This window comes from Syntrophotalea carbinolica DSM 2380 (assembly GCF_000012885.1).
Lineage (GTDB): Bacteria > Desulfobacterota > Desulfuromonadia > Desulfuromonadales > Syntrophotaleaceae > Syntrophotalea > Syntrophotalea carbinolica.
Window position 1 is genome coordinate 3,423,880 of record NC_007498.2, and the last position, 18,653, is coordinate 3,442,532.

The 18,653-nt window shown below is 54.9% G+C and carries 12 protein-coding genes and 1 tRNA gene; 5 read left to right on the plus strand and 8 right to left on the minus strand.

What is annotated here, in order from left to right:
* The first annotated feature begins 8 nt into the window (after nt 1–8).
* Nucleotides 9–221, plus strand: coding sequence for a hypothetical protein (locus PCAR_RS15845; protein WP_011342717.1), 213 nt, complete (start codon nt 9–11; stop codon nt 219–221).
* A 270-nt stretch (nt 222–491) separates the two neighbouring features.
* Here the strand turns inward: PCAR_RS15845 and PCAR_RS15850 are convergent, their stop codons facing one another.
* The 5 genes from PCAR_RS15850 to glmU form a co-directional block, all read right to left on the minus strand.
* A complete protein-coding gene (locus tag PCAR_RS15850; protein ID WP_011342718.1) occupies nt 492–2,084 on the minus strand; it encodes an ATP-binding protein in 1,593 nt (530 codons plus the stop codon).
* Nucleotides 2,077–4,095 carry a Mu transposase C-terminal domain-containing protein gene (locus tag PCAR_RS15855; RefSeq protein WP_011342719.1) on the minus strand — a complete coding sequence of 673 codons (2,019 nt, stop codon included), beginning with the start codon at nt 4,093–4,095 and terminating at the stop codon, nt 2,077–2,079. Before PCAR_RS15855 ends, PCAR_RS15850 begins: the two co-directional genes overlap by 8 nt.
* A gap of 52 nt (nt 4,096–4,147) precedes the next feature.
* Nucleotides 4,148–4,963 carry a heteromeric transposase endonuclease subunit TnsA gene (locus PCAR_RS15860; protein ID WP_011342720.1) on the minus strand — a complete coding sequence of 272 codons (816 nt, stop codon included), beginning with the start codon at nt 4,961–4,963 and terminating at the stop codon, nt 4,148–4,150.
* Nucleotides 4,964–5,095: 132 nt separating this feature from the next.
* Nucleotides 5,096–6,925, minus strand: a complete 1,830-nt coding sequence (gene glmS / locus PCAR_RS15865) for a glutamine--fructose-6-phosphate transaminase (isomerizing) (RefSeq protein WP_011342721.1) — start codon at nt 6,923–6,925, stop codon at nt 5,096–5,098.
* Nucleotides 6,926–6,988: 63 nt separating this feature from the next.
* Nucleotides 6,989–8,383, minus strand: a complete 1,395-nt coding sequence (gene glmU / locus PCAR_RS15870) for a bifunctional UDP-N-acetylglucosamine diphosphorylase/glucosamine-1-phosphate N-acetyltransferase GlmU (RefSeq protein ID WP_011342722.1) — start codon at nt 8,381–8,383, stop codon at nt 6,989–6,991.
* 143 nt (nt 8,384–8,526) lie between these two features.
* Here glmU and PCAR_RS18150 point away from each other — a divergent pair, with 143 nt between their 5' ends.
* Entirely contained in the window at nt 8,527–9,060 is a 534-nt protein-coding gene (locus PCAR_RS18150; protein ID WP_011342723.1) for an MXAN_5187 C-terminal domain-containing protein, read from the plus strand.
* A gap of 24 nt (nt 9,061–9,084) precedes the next feature.
* Here the strand turns inward: PCAR_RS18150 and PCAR_RS15880 are convergent, their stop codons facing one another.
* Nucleotides 9,085–9,360, minus strand: coding sequence for a thioredoxin family protein (locus PCAR_RS15880; protein ID WP_011342724.1), 276 nt, complete (start codon nt 9,358–9,360; stop codon nt 9,085–9,087).
* A gap of 340 nt (nt 9,361–9,700) precedes the next feature.
* On the opposite strand from PCAR_RS15880, the gene PCAR_RS18155 reads away from it, so the two are divergent.
* The gene (locus PCAR_RS18155) at nt 9,701–13,126 is read left to right on the plus strand and encodes a bifunctional diguanylate cyclase/phosphodiesterase (RefSeq protein WP_011342725.1); all 3,426 of its coding nucleotides are present in this window, start codon (nt 9,701–9,703) and stop codon (nt 13,124–13,126) included.
* Nucleotides 13,127–13,188: 62 nt separating this feature from the next.
* Here the strand turns inward: PCAR_RS18155 and PCAR_RS15890 are convergent.
* Nucleotides 13,189–13,264, minus strand: a tRNA-Asn gene (locus PCAR_RS15890).
* 217 nt (nt 13,265–13,481) lie between these two features.
* Nucleotides 13,482–14,711, minus strand: a complete 1,230-nt coding sequence (locus tag PCAR_RS15895; RefSeq protein WP_011342726.1) for a response regulator — start codon at nt 14,709–14,711, stop codon at nt 13,482–13,484.
* A gap of 227 nt (nt 14,712–14,938) precedes the next feature.
* On the opposite strand from PCAR_RS15895, the gene PCAR_RS15900 reads away from it, so the two are divergent.
* Together PCAR_RS15900 and PCAR_RS15905 are read left to right on the plus strand one after the other, a co-directional pair.
* Nucleotides 14,939–15,748, plus strand: a complete 810-nt coding sequence (locus PCAR_RS15900; RefSeq protein WP_011342727.1) for a carbonic anhydrase — start codon at nt 14,939–14,941, stop codon at nt 15,746–15,748.
* Between the two features lie 163 nt (nt 15,749–15,911).
* On the plus strand, nt 15,912–18,635 hold the full coding sequence (locus tag PCAR_RS15905) for a 2-oxoglutarate dehydrogenase E1 component (protein ID WP_011342728.1): 2,724 nt from the start codon (nt 15,912–15,914) through the stop codon (nt 18,633–18,635).
* Nucleotides 18,636–18,653: the final 18 nt, after the last annotated feature.

Below are 18,653 nucleotides of genomic sequence, written 5' to 3' on the forward strand. Positions count from 1 at the left end.
TTGTAGATATGAACTTGTCCCTCAAAAAACCAGCATGGCCTACGTTGCTGTCAATGTCGATCTGCGGTGGGCTATCGGCCTGGCTGACCCTCGATGAAAAAAGTGCTTCTGCAATTTTCGGCTTCATCGGTCCCATTGTCGGAGCGGTGCTGGTTATTACTCTTTTTGCTATTCTGATTGTCGGTATTTTAGCTTATCTGGTTAGCCTGTCTCGCCCCTGAATATACAATAAAGGGAAGCCACATAGCGTCCCTAAGCTGTTTGATATTTTTCATGCCCACATGATTTTCAAATCTTTCAGACCAATTTCAGCCTGCATAAAGGAACCAGAAACTCCACTTATTGCCTCGATCACGGTAGCATACCGTTCACCACATGCCTCCCTTGTCTGTCTCCTGTAAAAGATCTTATGTTTCTTTAGAGCTTTATAAGAAGGCGGGTAGTTCGAGATAAAGGGTTATGGGCGGGAATTTCCCCTTCCTGCTAAGAATTTACAAGTATGCCGTCAGATCAATTATGACTCCACTGCGTTTGAAATTCTGATAACTCACCTGAGGATCATCATCTCGCATCAAACGGAGGTCATTATCCAGATAAACGGGCTTCAAGGGCGCAGCTTTCTGTCGGACAGGCTTTGCGGGTTCGGTCCGTGGCTCCGTTTTTTCTTGCAAATTTCTTACATGAGACACCAGCCCAAACAGGTCTTCATCCGGCTTCTCTTCAATCGCCTGTTCTGCAACAACTGGCGCGATATCCTGCCCAAGTCCCATCTGCTCAAGCAGATCAATCAACCTGGCGAGTTTAGTCTCGGGCACTTTCTTTTCAGTGGCCTCTGGCATCGGAATATCGGGGGCATGCGATCCCAGCATCCTGATGGATTCGGTGGGCAAATCGAGGTCCGCATACTGAAGGATTTTCTCCTTGCGACCGCTTCGCAGGGCATTGATCATCGGGTGAATGATCGAAAGCTCCTCATTATACACTTTGGTCACCAGAGAACGGTCAATCACTTCTCTGCCGGCCATGACTGCGCGCGCCTGACAAAGATAGAAAAGTGCCACCGCTATATGGGCAATCCCCTGGGTATATTCCCAGAACAGATCACTCATTGGGCATGTCAGCGGCGTCGGGGATTTGAACCATTGCAGCTTCCACATGCGCTTGATGAACCGCTCCCACTCACCGTCTGGTCCATCACCACTTTCGGCCCGCACAAAACGGCTCCAGTTCAAGCTGCCAAACTGAACTGCACGCCGGGCGGAGCGCATCGTGGGCAAAAATAGCTCCAGCGCCTTAGGAGTACCGATAAAAAGCACCGGCACCTTGATAACATTAGCAAGTGTCACGAAGAAGTTAAGCATCTTGCCTGAGCCACCGGAGCGTGACTTTTCCAAATGCTGTATTTCATCGATTACGAGTAAGCCAACCGAATGAAGAGCAGCCACCCTTGCGATGTCACCCAGCATGGATTCTGCCGAGGATCTGGCTTTGACATAGAGCTGTTGGTAATCGGTACCCAACGCATCATCGACAGCACGAAAGAAGTTGGTGCACAAGTTTCTCACTGAGCCATCATGCGGGCATTCAACTTTCAGCCAAACTAGTTGGGTATGCTGATACTCAGGATGGTAAATCGCTTGCCAGTATCCCTTCAAAATAGCTTCTACCGCTGTAGACTTGCCGGTACCCGAGCAGCCAATAACTGAACTTACCAATGCTTCATTGCCGGCATTGCGGGCTACAACCTGAAAGTCAGTTCCACTTGCTACATCCAGATTCCGCTGATAGCACCGATCAGCAATATTACGACTGAGATAACCCCGCCTGAGCATGCCTGAAATCATCTGCTCCAGCTGCAGATGAGATTTGGTCGGATAGAGAAATTGATCCAATATGCGCATCATTGCATGGCGACGGATATGTCCCGGAAGATTTTTTTCCGCCTCTGCGACCACTGGGTAACGGTTCAGCATCCTGGCGGTATCCTGTGGGGAGTTGATCGGAGGCAACGCATTTATCAGTGGGTGTCCGCTGTACTCCTTAATCTCTGCTTCTATGTACTGCGCAACGGGGAGCTTAATCATCAGCATCCTCCAGGAAAGCATCCAAGTCCGGATAATCCAGATTAGTAGATCTTTTCCCGCCTACAGGTCTGAGTTCAACAACCTCTGTCGATTTTTTTGGTTTTTCTGACGCACGTTTTGTTTTAACTCTGGCCCGATCGCGTTCTGATTCTTTTTCGAGACGGCGATTTTCACGTATCCCTCGCAGACGCTCAGAGGCAGGGGCCTCCATCCTACCTTTCTTCTTCGCTCGTTCCCGAGAAACAAGTTGCTCTATTTCTTCCTGCAGATCCGGAGCGCCAAAAGCCTCGGACTGCTTGGCTTTGCCCTCGGTTTTTCGCATCGCCTTTAGCAAACCGGCGGCCTCAACAAAACTCATATCCCGGAAGCGACGACTACGGTCTGACAATTCGCATACCCAGTAGGTTTCGAAGTTGTTATCAGGCCTCAGATAGACTTTATTGATTCGTCGTGGATCGAAGGCAATTTCAACCTTGGAGGGGCGATTTTGACGGATACGGTCGAACCAACCGGCTTTCAAAGCTTCCTGACAAGTATACTTTAACCCTTTGAAACCGATACCAACCTCGGACACGGTGCCGTATTCACAGGGAAGCAGGTTGATTCTCACCAGATCTTCATCGCAGGGTTTGAGCTTTCCTGTGCGATTTCGGATTCCCCAGTTCCACAATTCAAGGGGAACTGCCGGCAGTTCCTCTGGCATATCAGGCGCAAAATCGTAGCCATCAATCACATGCCTTGTATTGTGGTTAATAACCAGTTTGATAATAAGTTCGGTGAATGCGTCCAGACTCAGTTCGGCATCCAGTTCATAACGACGCCCAATCCTTTTCTTGCCGTTGACTGGCTCCACGATGCCGCCCACATAAGGGCGAAATTGTGCTTGAACCGTGTTAAATGCCCTCTCGCAGATTGCTTTATCATCTCCACGATAGGCTCTGGCATTGCTAAGCTTGATTCCGAAGCGGTTAACCAGCACATCGGCCTGGCGATAGAGAAGTTCACCTCTATCCGCCATGATCCCAGCCGGGATGCCGACACTGGGCCATTGTGATGCATCGATAGCGATCCCATAATCCCGGCAGAAATCGACCTTGTCTGTAAAGGCATTGGCGAGTGCTATCATCGCTGCTACCCAAGATGGATTTTCCAGACCGACATAAAGACCTACAACCATACGACTGAAAACATCTTTAACAAAATACACAACCGGTCGGCCAATAATGGCTTCAGGATCATTGTTGGCCACCAGATAGAGATCGGCAATAGTTGCGTCGATCTCGTAACGGTCACCGGGGCCAAAATTCATATATCCGGAGGTACTGACCAGAGGACGCATATCCTTGTCGTAGGTCCTTGACGGCGTCCGCTCTCTGAACACATCCCCATTGCTGTAGTTGGTCTGATAGAAGTAGCGGAATTGTGCCATCGTCGGAATGCTGGTTTCATCGGCGTTTGGAAAACGTGCCTTAAAAAGGCCTACCGCTTTGTCCTTAGCTGCGGAGAGGCGGACTTTATCATTCACCAGAAAGAAACCCTCTACCGCCAACTTGAAGAGGTCCGCAATCTCGTTCGTAATGATCACACCAGAACCACGGGTCAGTCTGCGTTTGCGACCTGGTTTTTTTTTGATTTTTCGACGAGGGAGACCTTTGCCACCACAACGATGATAGTCGGGAGCAAGCGCATTCGGAGCCATTCCTCGCTGCCAATAACGGCGCAATTGCCTTGTCACGTAGAGGCGTGGCTTATCTATTTGCGTGAGTAACTCACTGATCAGTTGGTTACGTTCTTTTTTTTCAAAAAGCCGCCCATAGTCAGCCAACAACGGTGCTATGGTGCTAAAAGCCTCGTCACGCCGGGCTTCTGCAACACTGCCTTCCTCAACACTCGGAAGCGGGTAAGGGTCGTCAATTGGTTTCAGGTTTGAATATTGGAACTCAGCTTCCGTCATGGGAAAAGGCCAAGCCTTCTCATCATCAACATCCACCAGCATGAGTATATCTATCATCTCCAGGACAACCCGGTACCGGCGATCCGTATCGGGGCTCTGAAAAACCTGATTAAGAAGCACTGCCCACCTCTCTTGAGAATCTCGATTCAATCATCTGGAGGTCTTTGCAATACCAGTCGTGAAAGGGTTTATCGAGCGAGACATGGATATAGTGATGGGCGACAGCATAGCGCAGCACACTCAGATGAAAACCCGGCTCGAGCTGGTACAGATCATCCAGTCTCCCGGATAAGCGCGATACATTGGTACATGGATGCTCCCTTATCCGAATAAAAAAATCTTCAATATCTGATTCTGACAGTTGATGTGCCCTTGGCGTCGCAATATCTAAGTAAGGCCTGAGCCAGTTGAGATTTTCCCGATGTGCATCGGAGACTTCTCGCTCGGTAAACAGACGCCACTCAACGCCCTTGTCTTCCCAGAAGGTTTTCTCAATCTGAAGTTTATCGACAGTACGCTCATGACTCAGTTGGGATGCTGGTTTCACAGCCAACGCCAGCTGGGATTCGTCATCAAAATCGATCAAAAGGTCTGTTGTGACAACCTTCAGATTTCCTTTCACCTGGGGATGCCGGATGCCTAACTGACGACAAATGTCCAAGGAATCATCAATGGGAAGGGGATATTGTTCTCGGATATCAATGCAACGGGTACACCAATCGAATACAAGAAAAGCGCTAAGTTCGATCCCTGACAGAAGATGATGGACTCGACCAACTGTTGCGCTCGGAACCCGAATGCTTTCTCCGGTACTGCTCAATTCTTGTACCTGAATAAATGGCTCGTATTCCTTACCCGATCCATGACCCCGCGTTATGAGCCGTTTCCTATCCACAGGGTCTACTGGCTTGTTGGCGTCTGACATAAAACACCTCCTGATGCGCTAAGCATAGCAGGAGGTGTTTTTTTATCAAACTATTTTGTGATTTATCAAACTTTTTTATAAATTATCAAACTTTTTTATCCTCCGACAATTCAGGAAGAGCGAACATATACTTTATTCCACCGTCACACTCTTGGCCAGGTTGCGCGGCTGATCGACGTCGGTGCCCTTGAGCACGGCGATGTGGTAAGCCAGCAACTGCATGGGAATGGATGTCAGAATCGGCGCCACTTCGTCGGCGGTTTCCGGCACGGTAATCAGGGCATCGACTTTGCCAAGGGGGTCGGCATACCCCTCGGTGGCGACAGCGACGACACGGCCGGAACGAGCCCGTACCTCTTCCATATTGGAGACGACTTTTTCGAAGGTATCGTTATGCGGGCACAGAAAAACCACCGGCACATTTTCGTCGATAAGCGCGATGGGGCCGTGTTTCATCTCCCCGGCGGGGTAGCCTTCGGCGTGGACATAGGAGATTTCCTTAAGTTTAAGGGCCCCCTCCAGAGCGATGGGATACTGAATACCTCGGCCCAGGTAGAGGAAATCTCTGGCGTGCATGAATTCTTTGGCCACCTGCTGAATCAGCTCGTCGGCTTCGAGGGCCTGTTCCATCTTGCGCGGCAGACTGAGCAGCGGTTCGATGAGTTCGCGACAACGCACAGCATCGACCATGCCGCGCACCCGCCCGAGATGCAGAGCCAGCAGATAGAGGGCCACCAACTGAGTGGTGAAAGCTTTGGTCGAGGCAACCCCGATCTCCGGGCCGGCATGGGTATAGATAACCCCGTCGCTTTCGCGCGCTATGGATGATTCGACCACGTTGCAGATCGCCACCGTGGCGCCGCCTTTGCCCTTGGCTTCGCGCAGGGCAGCCAGGGTATCGGCGGTTTCGCCACTCTGGCTGATAAGTACCGTCAGGGTGCGTTCATCGACCAGCGGATCGCGGTAGCGAAACTCGCTGGCAATGTCGACCTCGACGGACAGGCGCGCAAGTTTCTCAATAAGAAACTTGCCGCTCAGAGCGGCATGCCAGGAGGTGCCGCAGGCGACGATATTCAGTTTGTCGAACCCGCGCAACTGCTCGGCATCGAGATTCAGGCCTTCGAGGAACACCTCGCCGCGTTCGGAAAATACCCGGCCGGCCAGGGTGTCGGCGATGGCACGCGGCTGCTCGTAAATTTCCTTGAGCATAAAGTGCTTGTAGCCACCCTTCTCGGCCATCAGGGGATTCCAGGTGATGGTTTTGGCGGTCTTCTCCACGGGTGCGCCCTGAAGATCGGTAAAACGCATGGCGCCATCGGCAAAAACAACGATTTCGCCTTCATCGAGGAAGATCATCTCCCGCGTATGGGACAGCATGGCGGGAATATCCGAGGCAACAAAGAACTCGCCCTGCCCCTGCCCGACCACCAGCGGTGAGCCGAGACGCGCGGCGATCAGCTTTTCCGGTTCGCACTCGCACAGAATTGCCACCGCATAGGCACCGCGTACCTCGGCCAGGGCATGGCGCACCGCGGTTTCAAAATCCCCGCACTGACGCAGGTGCTGGTCGACAAGATGGGCGATGATCTCCGTATCGGTTTCGGAAGTGAACTCGTGTCCCTGACTGATAAGACGGGCTTTGAGTTCAAGATAGTTTTCGATGATACCGTTATGCACCACCGCAATATTCCCGGCATAATGGGGATGAGCATTGGTTTCCGAAGGACGGCCATGGGTCGCCCAGCGGGTATGACCGATACCGCGACCGCCAGTCAGCGGCTGTTGCTTCAGAACGTTCTCAAGTTCGCAAAGCTTGCCTTTGGCACGCCGGATGGTGATCTGGCCGTTATTGAGCACCGCGATGCCAGCTGAGTCATAGCCGCGATATTCCAGACGGCGCAAACCGTCGATAATGATAGGCATGGCTTCTTGAGGCCCGATATATCCAACAATTCCACACATGGCAGAGTCCTTTATCTTTTTTCAAAACAAAAAGAGCCGGTCAGATGCCGACTCATTTTTGCATCAGTCTTTGTTCTTGCACTTGGGATCATGACGCAGACGCCAGTCCGCAACGACTCTCTGCTGACTACGCGACAAGGCCAGGGCATTGGGCGGCACATCCTTGGTGATGGTCGACCCAGCCCCGATCAGACTGTTGCGACCGATATGCACCGGCGCAACGAACTGGGTGTCGCTGCCGACAAACACATCATCCTCGATAACGGTCTTGTGCTTGTTGACCCCATCGTAATTGCAGGTAATGGTCCCGCACCCGATATTGACATTGGCCCCCAATTCGGCATCGCCGATATAGGTCAGATGACTGGCTTTGGAGCCAAGACCGATGTGGGCTTTTTTGGTTTCGACAAAATTGCCGATTTTATTATGACCGGCCAATACCGTGCCCGGTCGCAGATGCGCCATAGGTCCAATGGCGGTATCGCTGCCAACCCGGGAGCCTTCCAAAACAGAGCCCGGCTTGACATGTACGTTATCCGCCAACTGGCAATCACGGATGGTGACCTGCGCTTCGATGAGACAACCGCTGCCGATACGCGTATCGCCGCCCAGGCAGACACCGGGATAGATGACCGAGTCGGGGCCGATCTCGACCTGCGGTTCGATATAGGTCTGCTCGGGATCGATAAAACTGACACCGGCGCGCATCAGATTTTCGTTGATGCGCCGCCGCATGAGCGCCGAGGCCTGGGCCAGTTGCACCCGATCGTTGATACCCATGGCTTCGTCGGCGTCTTCCAACACCACGGCACCGACCCGCCGGCCGGCGGCCCGTGCCGCGGCCAGTACATCGGTCAGGTAATATTCGCGCTGGGCATTATCACAGCCGACACCGCTCAAGGCCTCGAAGACAAAAGGTGCCTCGAAAGCATAGATGCCGGTATTGATTTCCCGTATCGTTTTTTGCTCGCTGGAAGCGTCTTTTTCTTCAACGATGCCGAGCACCTCGTCGCCCTCGCGCAATATCCGGCCGTAGCCGAAAGGCTGGGACAGTTCGGCGGTCAATACGGTCACCGCCGCGCGCGTCTTTTCATGTTCGGCAATGAGTCGTTCCAGGGTTTCGTCACGCAGCAGCGGCACATCCCCGCAGAGCAACAACAGGGTTCCGGAAAACTCCTGCAATGCCTGGCGGGCACACAACAGAGCGTGACCGGTACCCAACTGTTCGGACTGAAGGGCAAAACTCACCGGATCTTCGGCCAGTTCCGCCTGAACGGCCTCGGCACCATGCCCGACCACCAGCACCGTCGGCTGGCAACCATGTTTAAGAGCGCCGGCAACGGGAAAAGTTACCATCGGTTTCCCTGCAATCGGATGCAAAACCTTCGGCTGCTCCGATTTCATACGCGTGCCTTTTCCCGCGGCCAAAATCACAGCGGCAAGCTCATCATGCTTCATTGATTTACCTCCCAAGAAAAAATCCGCGTTATTATCCGGTAAAGAAATGCCTGAGTCAAGAACAGCGGCCCGCCGTCTCTACGAAAAATCTTTGCTTTGGAGGAAGTTTACAAGTAGAATTAACACTCTGCAATGGAGGTCATATGGACGAAGGGAAAATCTTCCAGCAAAAACTCGATGATATCGCCGCTGAAATGCGCACCCTCGAAGTGCTTTACGAGCGGTATTTTTCCGGGGAAGAAAAACGGGAACCGCTCCAGCAGCGGGTTGCACTGGAAAAGAAAATCAGGAGACTCTCTACCCGGCGGATCATCAAAACCGATCATCGCTTCCGCTTTGAAACAATCTCCGGCCGCTATCATACCTACGCAACCCGCTGGAACCGCATCCAGCGTCTTATGGACGAAGGAAAATACCATCGTCACCTCGACACAGGCAGGTCAAAGACTCCGCATACATCGCACAGTGACAAAACAAACGAAGATCTGTACGCCAACCTGATGATGGCTCATAAAGAATGTAACCTGTCCACTCCCGCTCCCGACCGCAACCAGTTCAACGCCTTTCTGGAACGCCAGAAACAGCAGATTCAGGAACGTTTCGGCAAGCGCCAGGTAGAGTTTCGAGTCGTCATCGAAAACGGCAAACCCAAACTACGGGCCAAAGCCAAAAACTGACAGGGCAACCCTACCGAGAAAAGCTCACACGGCATCGCGAAGCCGTCGAATAAACCGGGCCCGTTCGGCAACCAGGGCCTTGATTTCCACCACCTCGGGCACCCGCCCGGAAATCCTCACCACATCATCCAAAATAAGCGCAGGAGTGACATACACCCGGTTGTCGATCAGCTTGCGTGGATCCTGATAAAGGTGCACTTCGGCATCGAGGCGCATCTGATCAAGAGCCTGGCGCACGTTGGACAACGTCGTGTAACAACGCCCGCCGCAATCCGGTTTACACAGGATATCGATACGCATAAAAGCCTCCTTCCTTACCCAGAGGTCTTATCCACCCGAACAATTATGACTTTACTGGTCATATTACACCCAAACCGCATACCGTCCAAGCTTTTTCGTACATTCCCCGGTATTTTTCAGATCGTTACCAGCTAAGGTTTCATCGAAAAAAAAAAAGCCGTCCGGCCCCGATATGAAAACCTCTTGTTATAGTTTATACCTATTCGTCGAATTTTTCCCGTCAGCGCATGACACGCTGGCCCGGAGTCGCGCCATACGCAGGAGGCTCTCGAGACCACCGTCAGTCCGGTTTACGACTCGCCATCCATCCGGATAAAACCCCAGAGGATATAGACATTCTATGCTTGGCATTCTTTATATCGCCGCACTGATAGGGAATCTCTTTCCGCTGCCCGGATGCCCGCATGGACAGTTGCTGCTTGCCGGCATCCCCGTGCTGATGATCGTGCGCCTGTACGGCACGGGCTGGGGAACCCTGGCAGCGCTGCTGACGCCTCTGTTTGCCCTGTCTTTTGGCAATATGGCACCCCAGGAATGGCTGTGGGTTATAGAAGCGGTTTTCATCGGCGCCTTCCTGCGCCACGGGGTGAAAAATCTATTCACCGCATCCCTCTTGTTCTGGGGATTGCTGGCATGGCCCATTCAATATCTGCAGTATGGTCTTCAGTTACAATACCCGACCTTTGCAATGATCCAGGCCATCGGCTGGACAACCTTCAATGGCCTCGGCAACGCAGCGATTGCTTCTATGCTACTACATTTTCTGCGGCGTAAAAACATCCATTCCCATTCGACCTTCTGTTACCTCGAAACGGAAATCAATGCCGTCGCCGCTGCGTTTCTGTTGCCAGGGGTAGTGATTCTGGCCATGAATATTCAAGGCCCCCAGGATTTTATGCGCCCCGGGCTCGAACACGAGGTGACCACCCGGTGCCGGGCTATGCAAAAACGCCTGAATGTCTTTCATGCAAATCTGGCCTCCAAGTTAGCTGGGCTAACCAGGGCCAGCGCCCAAAACGAGAGTCTGGAAACCAGACTCAACCGATTGCTTCAGCAGGAGAAGTCTGTGCAGCGGGTTCTTATCTGGGACACCAAAGGAAAGCTGTTGCTCAGCAGTACCGCCGCGGCATACCGCCCGAGATCTCCTGACCCGCTGCGGTCTTTGGCCGTCGACAAGATACAAACACTGGCCCTTGAAAAAAAACCGACGGTATTTGCACTATCCGGCCCGTCAGCAGGGGCTGTCCCGATGCTGTGCCTGGGACAGCCCCTCGCAAAAGACAACCGGGCGATCGGCTTCGTACTGGCCAGCATCGATCCGCAAAGCTACATAGGAATCCTGACAACTGACCGCAAAGAGCGACCGGCCGCCCTGCTCGTCGACGGATCGAACCGGGTTGCGGTCAGCACCAGCCCGGCATGGCATGTTTCCGATCCGCTCACCGCGACACTGTTCGATCCGGCATCAGCGTTTGACCTGTTGCTTGCCTGGGATCCCGAAGCCAGTCGTGTTTCCAGACTATGGCCGCAACGAGTCGGCGAGCCGACGGAACGTCGGCAAACACCTCTGCGCATGGTGATCACCCTGCCCGGGGCGCTGCTCCGGCACCATCTGCATCGCATGCTGCTGGGCAGCATGTCTCTCATGCTGCTCCCCTGCCTGATCGCCGTGGCCATGGCCTGGCGGGTACACAAAAGGATTATAAAACCGATAAAAAAACTATCGGAAACCACCCGCGACCTACCCGAAAGACTGCGTAATGGCGTCGCCCCGGCATGGCCTTCCGCCCCCATCACAGAAGTTAGCGACCTGTCCCGATATTGCCAGCAGGCGGCCCAGGCGCTTGCCACCAGCTATACCGAACTGGAAAAACAGCGCCGGCACAACACCGACACCCTGGACAACCTGCTGGCCAAGCATCGCTGGGAATCGTTTACCTCCAGCCGGCAGCTGGAAAAGACCGCTCGACAGCTGGCAAAAGAAAAACACCAACGACTTCGGGTTCAGGAATTAATCGACAATATCGATGCGGCCGAAAGCCGCTACCAGTTGCTCATCGAAAACAGCCTGGTCGGTATCTTCGTCTACCAGCATCACCGTTACACTTATGTCAATCCGCGCTTTGCCGAGATCTTCGGCTATACGCCCGAAGAGATTGTCGACAGTGCCCCCCAGCCGCAACTGGTGCACCCGGACGACCAATTGTTCGTCGACGCCAACAATCTCAAAATCCTCGGAGGAGTCAACGCCAACCATTTGCGTTACGAGTTCGTCGGGCTGCGCAAAACGGGACAGCCTATCGACGTCGAAATCCTCATCGGTCGCGGCATAAGCGAAGGCCAGCCGGCCCTGATCGGCAGCCTGCTTGATATCACCGAACGCAAGGAAGCGGAAAAAACCATCGAGCATCTGGCCTTTCACGACCCCTTGACCGGACTGGCCAATCGGCTGCTGTTCATGGATCGCATCGAGCAGGCCATCGCCCACGCTCACCGCCATCATGAATCCTTCGCCTTGATGTTCCTCGATCTCGATCGGTTCAAGACCATCAATGACTCGCTGGGCCACTCCGCCGGAGATGCGGCCCTCAAGGAAGTCGCCCAGCGACTGACCACCTGCCTGCGTGAAACCGACACGGTCAGTCGTTTTGGCGGTGACGAATTCAACGTCCTGCTGTCGGGACCGAGCCATGAGGAAGAAATCGAACTGATCGCCCACAAAATCCTCAAAAGCCTGGCGTGGCCCTACGATATCAACGACCATGAAGTCTTTATGACGTGCAGTATCGGCATTGCCAGTTACCCCAAAGATGGCCGCGAAGCCATCACCCTGGTCAAAAATGCCGACACCGCTTTGTACCGGGCCAAGGATCTGGGCAGAAACAACTTCCAGTTTTACAGTTCCTCCATGAACGCCCGGGCCCTGGAGAGAATGGCCATGGAGAGCAGCTTGCGCCGCATGTTCGAACGCCAGGAACTAAGGGTCCATTATCAACCGCAGGTCGGCCTGCAGAGCGGCCGTATCACCGGCCTTGAGGGGCTGGTGCGATGGGAACATCCGGTGGGCAACATGATCGCCCCATCGGTCTTCGTGCCCCTGGCCGAGGAAACCGGCCTCATTGTGCCCATGGGGGAATGGGTGCTGCAGGCCGGGTGTTATCAGCTCAAGACCTGGCTCGACGCCGGATTTGCTCCCATGCGACTGGGGATCAACGTTTCGGCCCACCAACTGCAGAAGAGCGACTTTGCCGAATTGGTGATGCAGGTCCTCAAAGAATGCGACCTGCCCCCGCACTATCTCAATCTGGAAATCACCGAAACCGTCATTATGCACAACATGAACGAAGCGTTTGAAACCCTGCGCCGACTCCGCGCTGTCGGCATAACCATCTCCATTGACGACTTCGGCACAGGATTTTCCTCCCTGAGCTATCTAAAAGACCTGCCAGCCGACCATCTCAAAATCGACCGGGCCTTCGTCCAAAACCTGCCTTTCGGCAATAACGAGGCCAACATAGCCCGACATATTATCGAGATGGCCCATGGCCTCAACCTCAAGGTCATTGCCGAAGGGGTTGAAAACCAGGCTCAGCTCGACTTTCTGCGTGAAGCCGGATGCGACGAAATCCAGGGATTTCTGGTCAGCCGACCGTTGGCGGCCGAAGATATTACAGAGATTCTTACAAACGACGAAATGCTGCTGAACTTCGAGGAAGACAAAACATGCGGGAAAGATAAGACCGGTTGGGAGAACTGCGCGGGATAGCGGCACGGATAAAGATAAAAAAAGAGGGTTGCGGAACCGTTTCCGCAACCCTCTTGAATTGTTGGCTCCCCGGGCCGGACTCGAACCAGCGACAGGGTGGTTAACAGCCACCTGCTCTACCAACTGAGCTACCAGGGATCGTTCCTTCGTCAGGGCTTCAAAAACAACCATGCCGAAGTGAGTTGTGTTTATACATGGCTAAGAAAAAAATGTCAAGCATGAAAAAACCGCGCAGCAATTTTTTTCCGAGCGGCTTTAAAGCCCCCGGAAATGGCGACAATTGACCATAACGCGGTGACTGCACCGGTACAAAACCGCGATACGTCAACCTGCCTCCAGCCTTAAGTCATGCAAGTCAAGGAGCGACTTTTCGGTTGGCCAGGCTTCTCTCAATAATACTGTAGAGGCGGTCGGAGGCGATGGGTTTACTCAGATAGTCGTCCATCCCCGCCTCCAGGCACATGCTGCGGTCCTGAACGGCAGCATGGGCGGTCATACCGACAATGGGCAGTGACGACATGCGGAGGGTCTGTTCTCGACGACGTATGCGCCGCGTCGTCTCAAGACCGTCGAGACGCGGCATGCGGATATCCATCAACACCAGGTCAAACCGGTTGGCCTGAAAAGATTCCAGGGCCTGCAGACCGTCCGAAACGGCTGTCACCTGCCAACCGCGCTGCTGTAAGAGCAATTCCACCAGCCTGCGAATGGCATCGTCGTCTTCCACCAGCAGAATACGCACGGTGGACAGGTCACGCTGCATATCCGGCATGTCCTCAGCTACATGCGGCTCGCTTTCGACCTTTTCATAACCGGTGGGCAGCCCCACAGGCACCGCCAACACCTGAATATTTTGCTCTTGCGAACCCGGCTTTGGCCACAAAGCCCCGCCGAGGGCGGCGGCCAGATTGCAGGCAAGCGCCGAAGCCAGCCCCACCTGGCGGAAGGCGCGCATCGGAATGTGGGCCATGGTACCGCAGGACTTCAGTAAGTCGACCCGTTCCCGGTCTTCCAAAAGCCGGCCCGGCGTCCCGATGGTCACCAACAGCATGCTTTGACCTTCTCGCGTTTCCAGATCCAGATGCAGAGCAACGCAACGGTTCCGGCTATGCTTAAGAAAAATATCGATCAGACTCATGCTCAAATGGGCGATGCGATTACCGTCGCCCATCATGATCTCGGGCACCCGGGAATCAACATCGAGGGTAATTTCGGCGCTACCGACCCTGGTCAATTCGTGCAGCATCTCCCGGGCCCACGGCCGCACCTCAAATGCACTGTTTTCAGGCTGCAGCCGCCCCGCTTCCATACGGGCCAGATCATGCAGATCTTCAATCAGGCGCAACATGCTTCGGGCTGAAGCGTTGGCCAACTCCAGAGCACTGCGCTGGTCAGCCGCCAGGTCGCCTGCCAAAACCAGCTCCAGCATCCCCATGGTTCCGGCCAATGGGGTGCGCAATTCATGACCTAACAGAGACAACAATTCATTCATGGCGAAAAAAGGCGATTCAGGCTCCTCGCCGCTCCCTGAATTTTGCGTCCGATCGCAGGATTTTTTTTCTGACGAACAATCTGAAGGGTTCATACGCCCTCGTGCGGTATGGGTAACTGATGCGTTTGAAATCACGACACCCCCGAGGTTTCCGACTGAAAAATACATCACCGACATTATAACAGATACGGACTGATTTGGATAATTACCTTTGACATCGGCAATGTAGCGTATACCTATCATTTGCCCATTTTCATAAGTGACCTTTGGTGCTAGATTAGGCGACCGAACAGCCACTTTTTTCACAGGAGGAATTGCATATGTACCGCACCATCCGCTCCACCGTCCGTCTGGGCAGCCTGGCCCTGGTAGCCACCGCGCTCATGCTGTCTCCGACCCTGGCCTCCGGCAAAGCCGCCAAGCCGAGCCCCGATGCCACCCTGGTCATGCTCAAGGAGGGCAATGCCCGTTTCGTTGCCGGCAAATCGATCCACCCCCACAGCGATACCAAGCGCCTGATCCAGGCCGGTAGCGAAAACCAGGGGGATCACGCCTATGCTACGGTTATCACCTGCTCCGATTCGCGCGTACCGGTCGAAGCTATCTTCGATGCCGGCATCATGGACATTTTCGTCATCCGTGTCGCCGGCAACGTGGTCGACACCGACGAGGCCGGTTCCATCGAATACGGTCTGGCCCATGTCAACACCCCGGTGCTGGTGGTCCTCGGCCACACCCAGTGCGGCGCCGTCACCGCTGTCACTCATGCCGTGCACGGCACCGGCCATGCCCTGGAACGCAACATTCCGCCTTTGGTCGACAATATCCAGCCGGCGGTTGAAAAAGCCATTGCCGAGCACCCTGAAGCGCATGGCGACAAAGTTATCCCCTACGCCATTGTGGAAAATGTCTGGCAGGGCATTGAAGATCTGTTCATGAGAAGCCCCGCCAGCCGTGAACTGGTCAAGAGCGGCAAAGTCAAGGTCGTCGGCGCCATCTACGATGTCGGCACCGGTAAAGTGGCCTGGCTCGACGAAGCCCAGACCGACAAAATCCTCGCCAAGGTCGAAGCTTCTCCGGCTAAGGCCGTTAACGCCATGGCCGGCGAAGAACCCCATAAAAAGCACTAAGTCCAGCCAGCGGCGGCTCTCATCGTGAGGGCCGCCGATTTACCCGGTTTAAGAAATCGTTGCTCAATACGGTCAAGTTGTTATAATTACGGGGCTATCGGCATCATGCTCCCCCTGCCCGCGCCGCGGCCGGGTGGATTGGCGTGATGAATGGAGGGATAGGATGTCGTTTCTCGCCAACCTCAGCCCGGCATGGATCGAAACACTGTATCGCCAGTGGCAGCAAAATCCCGAGCAACTGCCTTTGGATTGGCAGGCGTTTTTCGACGGCTTCGATACCGGCCGCCAATCGGTACCCATCCCCCCCCTGGCCTGCCTGACACCGGAAGTCACTTTCAAGCAGTCCGCCGTCGACGCCCTCATCAATCGATACCGCGAACTGGGACACCTGCTGGCCTGTACCGATCCGTTATCGCCCTGCCAAACCGACCATCCCCTGCTGACCCCGGCGGCCTTCGGCCTCGACCACGAGGATCTGGATCGCAGCTTTCACGCCAAAGGGCTCGACCGCAAGGACACGGCATCCCTGCGGGAAATCCTCTCCACGCTCAAGGACACCTACTGCCATGCCACCGGCGTGGAATTCATGCACATCGTGGAACCGTCCGAACGTCTGTGGCTGCAGAAACGGCTGGAAAGCGAGCACAATCACCTCCGGCCGTCCATGGAGGATCGCTACGCCATCCTGCAGAAGTTACAGCAGGCAGCCCTGTTTGAACGCTTTCTGCACCGCCAGTTCCCCGGCCAGAAACGCTTTTCCCTCGAGGGAGGCGAGGTGCTGATTCCGGTATTGGAACGCGCCATACGCCGGGCGGCCTCCCTGGGAGCACGCGATATCGTGCTCGGCATGCCGCACCGCGGGCGACTTAACGTGCTGGCCAACATTTTTGCCAAACCGCTGGAAAACATCTTTGCCGAATTCTCCGACAATGCCGAGTTCCATTTTGTCGGCGAAGGGGATGTCAAGTACCACAAAGGGTTTTCCGCCGACTTGACACTGCCGGACGACCGGATCGTGCACCTGACCATGGCCTCCAATCCCAGTCACCTCGAAGCCGTCAACCCGGTGGTGGAGGGCAAAGCCCGCGCCAGGCAGGATGTCTTCGGCCGCGACGGCGCCAAGCATGTGCTGCCGATTCTGATCCATGGCGATGCGGCCTTTTCCGGCCAAGGCATCGTGCCCGAAACCCTCAATCTGTCCCAACTCGAAGGCTTCGGCACCGGCGGCACCCTGCACATCGTGCTCAACAACCAGATCGGCTTTACCACGGTGCCGGAGGATGCCCGCTCGACGCCATACGCCACCGATGTGGCCAAAATGCTTACGATTCCCATCTTCCACGTGCACGGCGAAAACCCGGAAGCCGCCATCCATGCCGTGGAACTGGCCCTCGAGTATCGTCAACGCTTCGGCCGGGACGTGCTGCTGGAGATTATCTGCTACCGGCGACATGGCCATAACGAGGGGGATGAACCTTATTTTACCCAACCCCTCATGTATCAGGCCATCAAACAACGCCCTCCGGTCCATGAAATCTATCAAAATCAATTACTGGAAGAGGGGCTGGACAAGGAGCGGATGCGGCAGCAGGCCGAACAAATACAGGAAGATCTGGATGCGGCCCTACAGCGCCGCCACCAACCCGTCGACCTCGGCTTTCAAGGCAAGTGGGGAAATATCGAACGGAACTATTCCGCCCTCACCCCCGCCACCGCGGTAGCGGCAGCAAAGTTGCAGGGCCTGGCTGAAAAACTGGCCCGCCTGCCCGACCATTTCACCCCCGATCCTCGCATCCGCAACCTTCTCGACAAACGCAAGGCATCGGTATTGGAGGATGGCGGACAACTGGACTGGGCCACGGCTGAAGCCCTCGCCTTTGCCAGTCTTCTCGGAGAAGGACACAGCGTTCGCATGTCGGGACAGGACTGCCGCCGCGGCACCTTCAGCCAACGGCATCTGGTGCAGATGGATAGCCACTCCGGTGAAAGCTTTATGCCCATGGCCACCCTGTGTGACACTCCGGCTGATTTCTGCGCCTATGACAGCACCCTGTCGGAAGCTGCCATCCTCGGCTTCGAATACGGCTATTCCCTGGAACGGCCCAACGGACTGACCCTCTGGGAAGCCCAATTCGGCGATTTCGTCAACGGAGCTCAAGTCATCACCGACCAATTCATCAGCAGCGGCCAGCGCAAGTGGAACCGGGTCAGCGGCCTGGTCATGCTGCTGCCGCACGGATACGAGGGCCAAGGTCCGGAACATTCCAGCGCCCGAATCGAACGTTTTCTGCAAAGCTGCGCCGAGAACAATCTGCTGATTGCGCAACCGACCACGCCGGCTCAGTATTTCCATCTGCTGCGGCGCCAGCTCAAGCTCCCCTTCCGCAAGCCGCTGATCATCTTCACCCCCAAAAGCCTGCTACGCCATCCCTGCTGTCGCAGCACACTGGATGAATTGAGCAACGGGCATTTCTGCGAAATCCTGCCCGATACGCAGCCATCAGGCAAGACCGATACGCTGTTATTATGCAGCGGCAAGATCTACCATGAACTGCAGGCACAGCGCGAAACACAGCAACGGCAAGACGTTGCCATCATTCGCATCGAGCAACTCTATCCGCTGCGCGAGGATCTGCTGAAAGAAGCAATGCGACCCCATGCCGGAGCGCGACGCCAGCTGTGGGTTCAGGAGGAGCCGCGCAACATGGGCGCATGGTCGTTTATTGCCCCCAGGCTGGCCGAGATTCTGGGACGCTGGCCGGAATTCTGCGGCCGACCGGAAGCTGCGGCACCTGCCGGCGGCTCCTACCGGCAGTTCAAGGTGGAACAACAACGCATCGTCGAAACAGCTCTGGAAATCGCAACGTCATCCGAACCGACTGTCTGAATACCTACGCGAGGAAGA